Source organism: Egibacteraceae bacterium, assembly GCA_035540635.1.
GTDB lineage: Bacteria > Actinomycetota > Nitriliruptoria > Euzebyales > Egibacteraceae > DATLGH01.
This window is the reverse complement of record DATLGH010000034.1, coordinates 53,179-66,413: the sequence shown is the minus strand read 5'-3', so window position 1 is coordinate 66,413 and position 13,235 is coordinate 53,179. Positions and strand designations below refer to the sequence as shown.

Below are 13,235 nucleotides of genomic sequence, written 5' to 3'. Positions count from 1 at the left end.
GCGCAACGTCGTGGTCGCCGGTGCTGGCGCGGGCGCCGCCGGCGTCGCGGTGACCTGCGGCGTCGCGGTGGCCGGCGGCGCGCTGGTCGGCCGTCGGGGAGGCCGACTCCCTCGCACCGCCGCCGCGCGGCAGGGTGAGGGCGGCCGCGACGGCCGCGACGGCGATGAGCGCGAGGACGGCGGCCAGGACGGCGACGCCTCGGCGGGTTGGGCGGGACGGGTCACGCATCGTCGTGCCAGGATGCCGTCCCCGGCGCCGGCTTTCCCGCGCCGGCGCGGGAATCTTGCGCGGGCGCTTGCCTTGCTGCCGGCGATGCCGTCCGCGCGCCGGCTTTCCCGGGCACGCGCGGGAATCCTGGCGGGGGACGCGTCGCCGCCCTGCCCAGGACCGGCCGGCCGGCGCACGCCGGACTCCGGCACCCGGCAGGCGCCCGTCACTGGTGCGAGCCGAACCATTCGGGTATTCCTTCCCGCACCGCCTGCCCGAGCCGCACGAGAGGATGACGACATGGGCGACAGCGCTTTGGAGGACCTCGCGACGCTCGACGCCACGGGCAGGCCGCTGTTCCAGGTGGCCGCCACCGCGGACGGTGACCTCGTGCTCTGCCGGCCCTCTGGCGCCCTGCAGGACGGGTTGCGCGCCCTCGAGGTCCACGAGCGCGTCCGGCTGGCCGTGCTCAGCGTCGAGCGCCCCGCGCTCGTGGTCGAGAGCACGCGCGGCGACTACGTCGTGGTGATCGACGAGGGCGTCGACCTCGAGCGCTACGCGCCCCTGGCCCCCGTCGACGCACGGATGCTCGCACGCACCGCGGCGCGGGCGCGCTTCGGCAGGCGCGACGACGACGTGCTCACGTTGACCCCCTGGGCTGAGGACGACGACGTCGTGCTCGTCGACCTCGACGCGCCCGGCTTCACCGACGTCCCCGTGGTCGAACGGCTGGCCGACGGGACGCTCGCCTGGCACCGCGGCGACTCCGGCCAGGAGCTCGCCGCACGCGTCGAGCGTGACCTCGAGCGGCTCGGGGCCGACCCCGGTACGCGCTTCGGCGTGCTGACGAACCCCCTGGGCGAGTGCCTGTGCGTGCCCGAGGGGGAGCCGCTGCCACCGCACGAGGACATCCGCCACCAGACGCTCGTCGCCACGGCGACGGTGCTCGAGGGGGTCGGGAACCTGCGGGCGGCGGCTGCGCGCCTGCGGTCCTTCGCCGCTCAGCTCGACGCTGCCGCGGACGACGGGTGGCGGCTCGTGGAGCCCGTCGGGCAGGGCATCGGTTTCCTGGAGCGCGCCCGCCGCTGAGGCACCGGGCCGTCGGGCGGCCGGCGCCACCGCGCCCGGGGCCTCCCCAGACGTCGCGACGATCTCCAAAGCCCCGACCCGGACATCCCCCACCTTCCCCCGATTGGGGGGCTTAACACTTGCCGTCTTCTGCCGATGGGGGACATATAATCCCCCACTCGGGGGGCTACCAACGGAAACCCGGGCGCAGGCGCTCGAAGGAGCAGAGGACCATGGCCGACGACGAAAAGGAGCTGCTCACGCCTGCGGAGGTGGCGAAGCTGTTCCGGGTCGATCCCAAGACCGTCACGCGCTGGGCGAAGGCGGGCAAGCTGTCCTCCATCCGCACGCTGGGCGGGCACCGCCGCTACCGGGCCGAGGAGGTGTACCGGCTGCTGCGCGAGGCGCAGGAGGGCGAGGGGCTGTAGCGCCAAGCCCCACCCCGGCCGCAACGCCCCCGCGGCCGGTGGCGCTACCCGACCTCGACGAGGGCTCCGGGGCCGAGGCGGTCACGGATCAGTGACTCGAGCTCGGTGATGCGGGCGGCGTCGCGGGCCTGACGCCGCCGGAGGCGCTCGAGCTCGGCCACGGCGAGCCCGGCGACGTCGGGACCCTCCCCGTCGAACGCCGGGCACAGCGTCCGGTAGTCACACCAGGGGCACAGGCGCGACGGGCGCGGCGCGAACGCGGTCGCTGCGAGGATGCGGGCCCCGACGTCCCGCAGGGTCGCCAGGGCCCCCTCGACGTCGATGTCGGCGCGGTCGACGCGCACCCGCACGCCGGGGACGACGAAGTCGAGGGCGACCCACTCCGGTTCGTGGCCCCAGAGCTCCCGCGCCGCAAGGCAGTAGATCGCCAGCTGGAGGCTGCCCCTGACGCGCTCGCGTGGTTTCGCCTTGCGGTTGGTCTTCCAGTCGACGATGCCGATACCGCCCGCCGGCGTCCGGGCGACGTGGTCGATGGAGCCGACGACCTCCACGCCACCGCCGAGGTCGAGCTCGAACCACTGCTCGCAGGCCACGGCCGGCACGTAGACCGGCGCGTAGCGCGCGTGGTGGCGGCGCAGCACGTCCTGGGCGTGGGCGTACCAGCGGAGCTTCTCCTCGCGGGGCATGCCTGCGAAGCCGCTGTCGTCCCAGCCGTCGTAGAGCGCCTGGAGGAGGTCCTCCACCGGAGGCGGCTGGGGCAGCTTGCGGTCCCACCACGCTTCGAGCGCGGCGTGCACCGACGACCCCCAGGACAGGCTCGGGCTCGGCTGCTGGGGGAGTCGCTCGACGTAGGCGAAGCGGAACTTCAACGGGCACGTGAGATAGGTGTCCACGCGGGAGAACGACAGCCGCAGGCGCGTCGCGGGCTGAGCGGTAGCGGGCGGTTCCGTGAGCGCGGTGTCGGACATGGCAGCAGGGTAACGGGCGGGTGCGACGATGCCGAGCACGTGCCGCCCAAGGAGGCCGGTCCCTTACACGACGCGGCGTGCGAGTTGACACGCGTGCCCAGCCTTGGAAGGGTGGCACGCATCCGACGGTTGTAGTTGACGCCCGCGCCACCCCGACGCCAGGACGCATGATGTCCTTCCGCCGACTCGCCGCCGTGCTCGCCGCCCTCCTCCTGCTCGCCGGGGCCTGCAGCCCGGGGGAGGAGGTCGACGTCAACGGTGAGGACCAGGGGGTCGAGGACCCGGGCATCGAGGGCGTCGCCGAGGGCGGCACGCTCATCGCGGCGATCTCCGGCGAGCCCGACCAGCTCGACCCGCACATGACGTCTGCCTACCCGAGCTTCCAGGTGCTCGAGAACGTCTACGACACGCTAGTGCAGCCGGGGGACCCCCCGACCGAGGCCGAGCCCGCCCTCGCCGAGGACTGGGAGGTCAGCGAGGACGAGCTCACCTGGACCTTCTCCCTGCGCGAGGGCGTCGTATGGCACGACGGGGAGCCGTTCACCGCCGACGACGTGGTGTTCAGCTTCGAGCGGATCGCCGACGAGGGGTTGAACGCCGCGCGCTTCGACACCATCGAGGAGGTCACGGCCGTCGACGAGCACACAGTCGAGCTGCAGCTGTCCCAGCCGACGCCGAACCTGCTCACCCAGATCGGGGCCTTCAAGGGCATGGCGATCGTCCCCGAGCGCATCGTCGAGGACGGCACGATCGGCCAGAACCCCGTCGGCACGGGACCCTTCCGCTTCGTGAGCTACGACGAGGGGTCGCGGCTCGTGCTCGAGGCCAACCCCGACTACTGGGGTGAGGGCCCGTTCGTGGAGGGTGTCGAGTTCCGCTTCGTCTCCGAGGGGACCGTCGCCATGACGAACCTCCGCGGCGGCCAGGTCGACTGGACCGACAACGTGCCCCCGCAGGAGGCGCAGACCGTCCTCGACAGCGACGAGCTCGAGGCGGGTGGCGAGCCGAGTGGCGACTTCTGGTACTTCGCCTTCAACCACGCGCGCCCGCCGTTCGACAACCCCGACGTCCGCCGGGCCCTGTCCTTCGCCGTCGACCGCGACGCGATCGCCGAGGCGGCCCACTTCGGCGCCGCGACGCCGAACCAGACCGCCATCCCCGAGGGCAACCCGTGGCATCACGACTACGCGCCCTTCACCGTCGACCCCGCCCAGGCGGAGCAGATGCTCGCCGACGCGGGCGTCGAGGACCTCTCGGTGGAGCTCATGGTCACCACGGAGTTCGAGCAGACGATCGCGGCGGCGCAGGTGATCGAGAGCGACTGGGCCGAGATCGGCGTCGACGTGAGCATCCAGGTGCTCGATTTCACCGAGTGGCTCGCCCGCCAGGGGGAAGGCGAGTTCGACGCCTTCCTGCTCGGCTGGCTGGGCAACATCGACCCGTACGACTTCTACCACCTCCAGCACCACTCCGAGGGCATCTTCAACTTCCACGGCTACGCGAACGAGGAGGTGGACCGCCTGCTCGACGAGGCCCTGACCGAGACGGACGAGGCGCGGCGCAAGGAGCTCTACGACGAGGCGGTCGAGATGCTCGTCGACGAGGTCAGCTACGGATTCCTCTACAACCCCTTCGTCGTGCACGCCTGGCAGCCGGTCGTGCAGGACTACACCGTGCGGCCCGATGCCGCCATCCGCTTCGAGCGCGTGCGCCTCGACCGCTAGCGCCCGCCCATGACCGGCTACGTCGCGCGGCGGGCGGTGCAGGCGGTCGTGGTCATGCTGGGCGTGAGCGTGCTCGTGTTCGCGCTCGTCCACCTCGTGCCCGGGGACCCCATCCAGGCCGCCCTCGGGACCCGCTACGACCCGGCGATCGCCGAGCAGCTGCGTGAGCGCTCGGGCCTCGACCAGCCGCTCGTCGCCCAGTACTTCACCTGGCTCGGTCGTGCGCTGGCCGGTGACCTCGGGGTGTCGTTCCGCTCCGGTCAGCCGGTCACGGCCACGATCTTGGGGCGGTTGCCGGCCACGCTGACCCTGGCGTTCGCCGCTCTCGTCGTCGCGCTCGTCATCGCGCTGCCCCTCGGGGTCATCTCCGCGGTCAAGCAGGGTTCGCGGACCGACTACGCCGCGACGGTGTTCAGCCAGGCCGGCATCTCGATCCCCGACTTCTGGATGGGCATCATGCTCATCCTCGGGCTGTCCCTGTACCTCGGGGTCCTCCCGCCATCGGGCTACGTCTCGATCCTCGAGTCGCCTGCGGGCTGGCTTCGTCACCTTGCGATGCCGGCCGTCACCGTCGGCGTGGTGAGCGGCTCGGTCCTCACCCGGTTCGTGCGCTCCTCGACGCTCGAGGCGCTCAGCCAGGACTACACGACGACCGCGCGAGCCAAGGGCCTGCGCGAGCGGGTGGTCGTCAACCGCCATGTCCTGAAGAACGCGCTCATCCCCGTGGTGACGGTCACGGGCCTGCAGCTCGGGTTCTTGCTCGGCGGCGTGGTCGTCGTGGAGGTGGTCTTCGCCTGGCCGGGTCTGGGCCAGCTGGCCCTCATCGCCGTGAACCGCCGCGACTACCCTGTCCTGCAGGGCGTCGTGCTCGTCATCGCCGTGCTCTTCCTGCTCATCAACCTCCTCGTCGACCTCCTCTACGCCTACCTCGACCCGAGGATCAAGTACTAGATGGCCGGCGACGTGGCTGGCCCACCCGAGCTCGTCGACGACGCCCCGGCCGTCCAGGCGACGTCACGTCGGCGCGAGGTCGCCGGGGTTCTGCTGCGCAACCGGCTCGCGGTCTTCGGCTTCATGGTCCTTGCGCTGCTCGTGCTCGCCGCCGTGCTCGGCGAGACCATCGCGCCTTACGAACCCAACCGGCGCTCCGCCGACCTCGCCGCGGACCGGCTCCAAGCGCCGAGCGCGGCGCACCCCTTCGGCACCGACGAGTTCGGGCGTGACGTGCTGAGCCGCGTCATCGTCGGCGCGCGCGTGTCGCTGCAGGTCGGGTTCATCGCCGTCGGCATCTCCCTCGTCGCCGGCGTGGCGCTCGGCCTCGTCGCGGGCTTCTACGGCGGACGGATCGACGACGTCGTCATGCGTTCCATGGACGTGCTGTTCGCGTTCCCGTGGATCCTGCTCGCCATCGCGATCCTCGCGGTCCTCGGGCCGGGCATCGTGAACGCCATGGTCGCCATCGGGGTGGTGTTCACGCCGATCTTCGCCCGCATCACCCGTGGCAGCGTCCTGTCCGTGCGCGAGGAGGTCTATGTCCGCGCCGCCCGCTCGCTGGGCGCGAACGACCTGCGGCTGCTGCGCCGCCACGTCCTGCCCAACGTGCTCGCCCCCATCATCGTGCAGACCTCGATCAGCCTCGCGTTCGCCATCCTCAACGAGGCGGCGCTGTCCTTCCTCGGCCTCGGTGTGCAGCCGCCGGCGCCGTCGTGGGGGCGGATGCTCGCCGAGGGGCGGGGGTTCATCCAGCAGGCGTGGTGGATGGCGCTGTTCCCGGGACTGGCGATCTTCTTCACCGTGCTCGCCTTCAACCTCGTCGGCGACGGGCTGCGCGACGCCCTCGACCCGCGACACAAGTCGGTGAGTGAGGCGATGCCATGAGCGGCCCGGCGGGGACTCGGGGCGAGGAAGCGCCGCTGCTGTCCGTGCGTGACCTGCGGGTGTCGTTCGGCACGAAGCGCGGCACCGCGCGCGTCGTGAACGGCGTCTCCTACGACATCGACGCCGGCGAGACGCTCGCGATCGTCGGGGAGTCCGGCAGCGGCAAGAGCGTGTCGACGCACGCGCTCATGGGGCTCGTGCCCCGCCCGCCGGCGACGGTCACCGGCGAGGTGCTCTACGAGGGCCGGAACCTGCTCAACGCCACCGACGGGGAGCTGCGTGGCATCCGGGGCAGGCACCTCGCGATGATCTTCCAGGACCCGATGACGTCGCTGAACCCGGTCCTCACCATCGGGCGTCAGATGACCGAGGGCATGGAGCTGCACCTCGGCCTTTCGGAGGCGGACGCGCGCAGGCGGGCCGTCGAGCTGCTCGAGCTCGTCGGGCTGCCGGCCGCCGAGGGGCGCCTCGACAGCTACCCGCACCAGTTCTCGGGCGGCATGCGCCAGCGGGTCATGATCGCGATGGGGCTGGCGGCCGAGCCGCGGATCCTCATCGCCGACGAGCCGACCACCGCGCTCGACGTGACCATCCAGGCGCAGATCGTCGAGCTCGTCGCCCGTCTGCAGCGCGAGCTCGGGATGGCGGTGATCTGGATCACCCATGACCTCGGCGTCGTCGCGGGGATCGCGGACCGGGTAATCGTCCTCTACGCCGGCCGGGTCGTCGAGCAGGCGGGGGTCGACGCGCTCTACGACGCTCCGCGCCACCCCTACACCCGGGGGCTGCTCGCCTCCCTGCCCGTCCTCGGTCCCACACCGGAGGGCGAGGAGCGCAAGGAGCTCACCGCGATCCCCGGCCTGCCCCCCGACCCGACGGGGCTGCCGCCGGGCTGCCCGTTCTGGCCCCGGTGCCCCGAGCGGCGCGACGAGCGGTGCCGGACCGAGGAGCCGCCGCTGCGCGGCGTCTCCGGCGACGCGACCCACCGGATCGCGGCGTTCTACGAGGTCGCCGATGGCTGAGCCGCTCGTCGCCGTCGAGGGCCTGCAGGTGTGGTTCCCCGTCCACGGCGGGGGACTGCTCCAGCGCCGCACCGGTCACGTGAAAGCGGTGGACGGCGTGGACTTCGACGTCCGCCGCGGCGAGACCCTCGGTCTCGTGGGAGAGTCGGGCTGCGGCAAGTCCACCGCGGGCCTCGCCCTGCTGCGCCTCGTCGAGCCGACCGGGGGACGGGTGGTCTTCGACGGCGAGGACGTGACCGCCTACGACAAGCGCGCCCTGCGGCGGTTTCGCCGACGGGCCGCCATGATCTTCCAGGACCCGTTCGCGTCCCTGAACCCCCGCCGGTCGATCGGCGCGTCGATCGCCGAGCCCCTCGAGATCCACGGGCTGCACACCGGCAAGCGGGCGCGCCACGATCGCGTCGGCGAGGTCATGGAGATCGTCGGCCTGAATCCCGACTACCGCAACCGCTACCCGCACGAGTTCTCCGGCGGTCAGCGCCAGCGCGTCGGCATCGCGCGCGCGCTCGCCGCCGAACCCGACTTCATCGTCTGCGACGAGCCGATCGCCTCCCTCGACGTGTCGATCCAGGCGCAGGTCCTCAACCTTCTCGAGCGCCTCCAGGACGAGCTCGGCCTCACCTACCTGTTCATCGCCCACGACCTGTCCGCGGTGGCCCACGTGTCGGACCGCATCGCGGTCATGTACCTCGGGCGGATCGTCGAGATCGCGCCCCGCGACCGCCTCTACGAGCAGCCGGCGCACCCCTACACCCGGGCGCTGCTGTCGGCGGTGCCCATCCCGGACCCCCGCCGCGAGCGCGAGCGCAGGAGGGTCATCCTCGTCGGCGACGTGCCGAGCCCGCTCGACCCGCCGTCGGGGTGCAACTTCCGCACCCGCTGCCCTGACGTGTTCGAGCCCTGTGACACCGTCGACCCCGACCTGCAGGAGGCCTGGCTCGGGCAGTGGGCGGCCTGCCATCTCCACGGGGTCGTGGGAAGGGAGGTCGAGCGCTCCGAGCACCTCAACGCCGACGAGCGGCAGGCGGTGCCGTGACGGCGGAGGGGGCCAGGCTGCCGTTGCGTCTCGACGCGGCCCGGGAGCGGCTGCGCCGCTCGCTCTGGGTGCTGCCTACCGGGGCGGTGCTCGCCGCGGTCGTGGCCGGCGGGCTGCTCAGCCGCGTCGAGGTGGACCCCGCGTCGCCGTGGGTGACGGTCTTCTTCGGCGGTGGGGCCGAGGGCGCGCGCGGCATCCTCCAGTCGGTCGCCACCGCGGTGGTGACCGTCACGAGCGTGTCGTTCACCCTCACGGTCGTCGCTCTGCAGCTCGCCGCGACGCAGTACTCGCCACGGGTGCTCCGCAACTTCCTCCGCGACCGGGGCAACCAGGTCGTGCTGTCGACCTTTCTCGCCACGTTCGCGTTCGCGCTCGTCGCGCTCACCTCGGTGCGCTCGTCCGAGAGCCCGGGGGGCGAGTTCGTGCCGCACGTCGCGGTGACCTTCCAGCTCGTCCTCGCCTTCGCGAGCATCGCGGCCCTCGTCTACTTCATCCACCACCTCACCCAGTCCATACGCGTCGAGCAGGTGATGCGCGAGGTCACGCAGGAGGCACTCGCGTGCATCGGGCGCAACTGCGACGGCCAACCCGCGTCGGGGGAGGAGGCGGCGCTGCCCGACGTCCCGGACCGGGCCGTGCAGATCCTCGCGACGAGCTCCGGATACCTGCAGGCGCTGCGCTCCGCGCCGCTCGTGCGGGAGGCGTCGGAGCGTGACGTCGTCTTCCGCTACCGGCGCACCGTCGGCGAGCACGTGACGGAGGGCACCGTGATCGCGTGGGTGTGGCGGCGCGAGGGGGGAGGCGAGCTCCGGGAGACCGAGGAGCTGCGCAGGGCAGGGAACGGGGCGGTGGCCTTCGGCGCGGAGCGGACCCTCCAGCAGGACCCGGCGCTGGGCATCCGCCAGCTCGTCGACATCGCCGTGAAAGCCATGTCGACCGGCCTGAACGACCCCACGACCGCCGTCGACACGCTCGGTCACCTGTCGGAGGTGCTGCGCGCGCTCGCCGCCCGCCCGCTCGGTGCCGAGCTGCACCGGGACGCCGCGGGCCTCGTGCGCGTGGCGCTGCCCCGCCCCTCGTTCGCCGACTACCTCGGAATCGCCTGCGCGCAGGTGGCGCACTACTCGGGAGGGGACGCGGCGGTCATGCGCCGGCTGCTGCGGCTGCTCGAGGACGTCGGCGGGGTGGTCGGCACCCAGGAGCGCCGCACCGCCGTGCTCGCCGAGATCGACCGCGCCGTCGCCGAAGCGGGGCACCAGCTCGCGCTGGAGTCGGCCAGGGAGTCGGTGCGGCGGGCCGCGGAGGCCGCGCGTGAGGCCGTGGCCGGCCGCGTTCCCCCGCGCACGACCTTCACGCTGTAGGAGCCGGGCCGCCGCGGCGACCCGCTAGCCTGCCGCCTCATGCGCATCCCCCCAACCCTCACCCATCTCGCCCAGGGCGCGCTGATGGGCGCGGCGGACGTCATCCCCGGCGTGAGCGGCGGCACGATGGCCCTCGTCGTCGGCATCTACACCCGGCTGATCGCCTCCATCCGCGCCGCCGCGGCGCTGCGCCTGCGCGAGGTCGAGTGGGGCCTCGTGCTGCCGCTCGCCGGCGGGATCGCCGTGGCGCTGGCGATCGGCACGGTGGTCATCCCTCCCCTGCTCGAGTCCTACCCCGCCCCCACACGGGGCCTGTTCCTCGGTCTCGTGGTCGCATCGGTGCCGTTGCCGTGGCGGCGCATCGCGCGGCCTGGCCTGCGGGAGGTCGCGATCGTGGTGGGCGCCGCGGCGGTCGCCTTCGCGCTCGTCGGGATCCCCCCGCGCGTCGTCGCGGAGCCCGCCGCCTGGCAGGGTGCCGCCGCCGCTGCGGTCGCCATCTGCGCCATGATCCTGCCCGGCGTGAGCGGCGCCTTCCTGCTCGAGGCCATGGGGATGTACGAGCCGACGCTGCAGGCCGCACGTGACCTGCGGGTGGGCTACGTCGCGGCTTTCGGCGTCGGCGCGGTGCTCGGCCTCGGCGCGTTCTCCCAGGTGCTCGGCTGGCTGCTCCAACGCCGCCATGACGTCACGATGGCCGCCCTCGTCGGGCTCATGGCCGGTGCGCTGCGTGCGCTCTGGCCGTGGGTGGACGCCGACCGGGGGCTCCTGTCCCCGCCGTCGGACACGGGACACGTGCTGCTCGTCGGGGCGCTCGCCGTCGCCGGGTTCGCGGCGGTCAGCGTGCTCGTCGCCGTGGCGGCTCGCCGGGAGCAGGGCCGGCGTTTCCCTGCAGACGGCCGGAGGAATCCGAGCCCCGCCACCCACCCGCCCGGACCAGGAGAAGCCGCATGACACCATCACGAGCATGGACGCCGTCACGCACCGAGCGCATCAGCTAGGCCATCCTCTCGCGGATCTCGACCCGACCGTCGCGTACGCGGGTCTCGTAGGACGCCTGGGACGCCGCCGCCGGACCGCCGACGGCCTTGCCGTCGGCGAGGCGGAAACGGCTGCCGTGGCAGCCGCACTCGACGACGCCCTCGCGCACCGCACCGTCGGCGAGCGAGCAGCCGAGGTGGCCGCAGCGGTCGGCAAGGGCGTGGATCCGCTCGCCCTCGCGCACGAGCATGAGGGCCGCGTCACCGGCTGTGGCGCGCACCGCGCGGCCCTCGGGGAGGTCGTCGACCGCCGCGACGTCGGTCCAGTCGCTCGGGCCCTGGACGAAGGCGCTGTGGTTGACGCCGACCCCCATCGCATAGCTCAGGTGACCGCCGAGGTAGCCGCCGGAGCCCACGGCCGCGAGCCCGAGCATGGCAAGCGCCTTGCCCCGTCGCCGGTTGCCGGCGGCGCGTGCGCGCAGCGAGGCGACCGCGAGCGCGACCGCCGTGGTGTTCCACGCCGCGTGGACGACGCCGACCCGCTTGCCCCCGCTGTCGGTGTGCAGCCAGTCGGACAGGCCCGCGGCGGCGGTCGGGACCGCGGATGCGACGGCGACCCCGAGGAGGCGGTCGGCAGCGGCCTCGGCCTCCTCGCCGCCGAACAGGTCGAGCACGCCGGAGGAGATGAGGGAGCCGAGCGGCACGACCATGACGAGCGGGTGGAGCCGGTGGCCGAGCCAGGTGCCGCTCAGCGCATCCTTCACGGGGCGGCGGTCGAGCACGGGGCGGAGCGCCCGGTCGAGGGGCCCCACCACCCGGTCGAGGGCCGCATTGCGGCCGAGCCGCTCGGCGAGGTCTTCGAGCACTGACATGTCGCGGCCTTTCTGTCGCGCCGCCCTGCCGCCCTGCGGGGACGCGGGCGTGTGCGGCGGAGGGTCAGACGATGCCGACGAGCAGCGCCTGCTCGATGATGTGGTCCTTTGCGGCGGTCCGCAGCTCGGCGCGCGAGACGCCCGGCGGAAGGTCGAGGAGCTCGGTGTCGAGCGCGAAGAGCCGGAAGAACAGGCGATGGGGGCCGCGCTCGTCGCTGGCCACGGGCCCGCTCCACCCCACCTCGTCGAACTCGTTCAGTCCCTGGACGAGGGAGACCTCCTCGCTCTCGATGATCGCGTCACCGGGGATCGCCTCGGGCAGGCCGGTGACGTCGGGGGCGAGCCCGTACACGACCCAGTGCGTGAACACGCCGGTCTCGGCGTCCGGGTCGTCGCAGACCAGCGCGAGCTCCTTGGTCCCCGGCGGCGTTCCCGCCCAGTTCAGCGGCGGCGAGAGGTCGTCGCCCTCACCGGTGTAGCGCAGTGGCAGCTCGGCATCATGCTCGAACGCCGGGCTGGTGAGGCGGAAGGCCGCCATGGCTCGTGGTCCTCCTGTGGTCGTCGTTTCGCTCCAGGCCATGACCTCTCCTACCCACACCGCCGGCTTCTGCGCGCCCCCACGGAGGATCACGTCTCCACCGCCAGAACCGCTCGTCGGCGTGGACCCGGTTCAGCCTAGTGGCGCCGCTACCCGTTCGCTGGAACGAGCGTGGGTGGTGGTGAGGTGGATGGCCCTTGACTAGGTGCCGGACTCAGGTACTGTGCAAGCGCTACACCCCCGCCGCCGTTCCCTCACGCAGAGGAAGATGATCCGCATGCGTCCACGCCTGCTCCTCGTCGTGCTGTCTCTGAGCCTCGCCGTCATGAGCGTCGCCCCCGCGGCCGCCGCCCCCTCGTCGCCGAAGGCGTCGAGCTCCTCCGCACCCGACCGGTGCGGTCCCACGGTCGCCGACGGCACGCCCGTGCTGCTCGGTTCCCTCGTCGATTCGGTCACCGGGCTCCTGAAAGGGCGGGCCGCCTCACCGCTCGGGCTGTCCAGCTCCTGCACCGGCGTGCGGCCCGGAGCGCGCGTGCTGAGCGACACCGGCGCCTGCACGTTCAACTACCTGTTCACCGGCAGCGACGGCAGGCGCTACATCGGCACCGCCGGGCACTGCATCCTCACCGAGACGGGTTCGGAGAACGCCTGGGCCGCCGGGACCGGCCCCGAGGCGCGCGACGCCAGCGGGCAGCGCGTCGGCGAGTTCGCGTATGCCGTGCTCGGGGGGGCGCGCGACTTCGCGCTCGTCCGCCTCGACCCGGGTGTCGCCGCCAACCCGCAGATGTGCCACTTCGGCGGGCCCACCGGCGTGAACCAGGACCTCACGAGCGCCCCGGTCATCGTGCAGCACTACGGGCAGGGGCTCGTGCTCGGGCAGACGGTGCCGGCCCGCACCGGCGTGGCGCTCGGGCTCGGCGACCCCGACCAGGCCTTCGTGAACGGCCTGGCGCTCTTCGGCGACTCCGGTGGTCCCGTCAACAGCGCCGACGGGCGAGCCCTCGGCGTGCTCGTCACCGTCGGCGTGCACCTCGCCGGCCCTGACCTCGGCCTCGTCGGCGTCACCCGCCTCGGCCCGCAGCTCCGCCAAGCGCAGGATCGCACGGGGACCACGTTCACGCTCGTCACCGCCCCGCGGCTGTAGATCCCCCGGCG

Annotated in this window: 14 protein-coding genes; 10 read left to right on the top strand and 4 right to left on the bottom strand. The window is 73.0% G+C overall.

Annotation, left to right across the window (positions count from 1 at the left end; genetic code table 11):
- The coding region (locus VM324_06470; GenBank protein ID HVL98915.1) for a hypothetical protein at nucleotides 1-229 on the bottom strand (229 nt) is incomplete at its 3' end.
- Between the two features lie 279 nt (nucleotides 230-508).
- Here VM324_06470 and VM324_06465 point away from each other — a divergent pair.
- Both VM324_06465 and VM324_06460 read left to right on the top strand, forming a co-directional pair.
- Complete coding sequence (locus tag VM324_06465; GenBank protein HVL98914.1) at nucleotides 509-1,297, top strand: hypothetical protein; 789 nt, start codon at nucleotides 509-511, stop codon at nucleotides 1,295-1,297.
- A 212-nt stretch (nucleotides 1,298-1,509) separates the two neighbouring features.
- Nucleotides 1,510-1,704, top strand: a complete 195-nt coding sequence (locus tag VM324_06460) for a BldC family transcriptional regulator (protein HVL98913.1) — start codon at nucleotides 1,510-1,512, stop codon at nucleotides 1,702-1,704.
- Between the two features lie 44 nt (nucleotides 1,705-1,748).
- Here the strand turns inward: VM324_06460 and VM324_06455 are convergent, their stop codons facing one another.
- Nucleotides 1,749-2,672 carry a PD-(D/E)XK nuclease family protein gene (locus tag VM324_06455; GenBank protein HVL98912.1) on the bottom strand — a complete coding sequence of 308 codons (924 nt, stop codon included), beginning with the start codon at nucleotides 2,670-2,672 and terminating at the stop codon, nucleotides 1,749-1,751.
- Between the two features lie 167 nt (nucleotides 2,673-2,839).
- On the opposite strand from VM324_06455, the gene VM324_06450 reads away from it, so the two are divergent.
- The 7 genes from VM324_06450 to VM324_06420 are packed head-to-tail and all read left to right on the top strand — an operon-like array spanning nucleotide 2,840 to nucleotide 10,644.
- Nucleotides 2,840-4,396 carry an ABC transporter substrate-binding protein gene (locus tag VM324_06450; GenBank protein ID HVL98911.1) on the top strand — a complete coding sequence of 519 codons (1,557 nt, stop codon included), beginning with the start codon at nucleotides 2,840-2,842 and terminating at the stop codon, nucleotides 4,394-4,396.
- 9 nt (nucleotides 4,397-4,405) lie between these two features.
- Nucleotides 4,406-5,347, top strand: coding sequence for an ABC transporter permease (locus VM324_06445; GenBank protein ID HVL98910.1), 942 nt, complete (start codon nucleotides 4,406-4,408; stop codon nucleotides 5,345-5,347).
- Nucleotides 5,348-6,274, top strand: a complete 927-nt coding sequence (locus tag VM324_06440; protein ID HVL98909.1) for an ABC transporter permease — start codon at nucleotides 5,348-5,350, stop codon at nucleotides 6,272-6,274.
- Nucleotides 6,271-7,296: an ABC transporter ATP-binding protein gene (locus tag VM324_06435; protein HVL98908.1), complete on the top strand. Its 1,026-nt coding sequence runs from the start codon at nucleotides 6,271-6,273 to the stop codon at nucleotides 7,294-7,296. Before VM324_06440 ends, VM324_06435 begins: the two co-directional genes overlap by 4 nt.
- Nucleotides 7,289-8,332 carry an ABC transporter ATP-binding protein gene (locus VM324_06430; GenBank protein ID HVL98907.1) on the top strand — a complete coding sequence of 348 codons (1,044 nt, stop codon included), beginning with the start codon at nucleotides 7,289-7,291 and terminating at the stop codon, nucleotides 8,330-8,332. Before VM324_06435 ends, VM324_06430 begins: the two co-directional genes overlap by 8 nt.
- Complete coding sequence (locus VM324_06425; GenBank protein ID HVL98906.1) at nucleotides 8,329-9,693, top strand: DUF2254 domain-containing protein; 1,365 nt, start codon at nucleotides 8,329-8,331, stop codon at nucleotides 9,691-9,693. The genes VM324_06430 and VM324_06425 overlap by 4 nt, the downstream gene beginning before the upstream one ends.
- 39 nt (nucleotides 9,694-9,732) lie before the next feature.
- Nucleotides 9,733-10,644: a DUF368 domain-containing protein gene (locus VM324_06420; GenBank protein ID HVL98905.1), complete on the top strand. Its 912-nt coding sequence runs from the start codon at nucleotides 9,733-9,735 to the stop codon at nucleotides 10,642-10,644.
- 43 nt (nucleotides 10,645-10,687) lie between these two features.
- Here the strand turns inward: VM324_06420 and VM324_06415 are convergent, their stop codons facing one another.
- On the bottom strand, nucleotides 10,688-11,542 hold the full coding sequence (locus tag VM324_06415; protein ID HVL98904.1) for a Rieske 2Fe-2S domain-containing protein: 855 nt from the start codon (nucleotides 11,540-11,542) through the stop codon (nucleotides 10,688-10,690).
- A gap of 64 nt (nucleotides 11,543-11,606) precedes the next feature.
- The gene (locus VM324_06410) at nucleotides 11,607-12,122 is read right to left on the bottom strand and encodes a YbhB/YbcL family Raf kinase inhibitor-like protein (GenBank protein ID HVL98903.1); all 516 of its coding nucleotides are present in this window, start codon (nucleotides 12,120-12,122) and stop codon (nucleotides 11,607-11,609) included.
- 226 nt (nucleotides 12,123-12,348) lie between these two features.
- On the opposite strand from VM324_06410, the gene VM324_06405 reads away from it, so the two are divergent.
- The gene (locus VM324_06405; protein HVL98902.1) at nucleotides 12,349-13,224 is read left to right on the top strand and encodes a hypothetical protein; all 876 of its coding nucleotides are present in this window, start codon (nucleotides 12,349-12,351) and stop codon (nucleotides 13,222-13,224) included.
- Nucleotides 13,225-13,235: the final 11 nt, after the last annotated feature.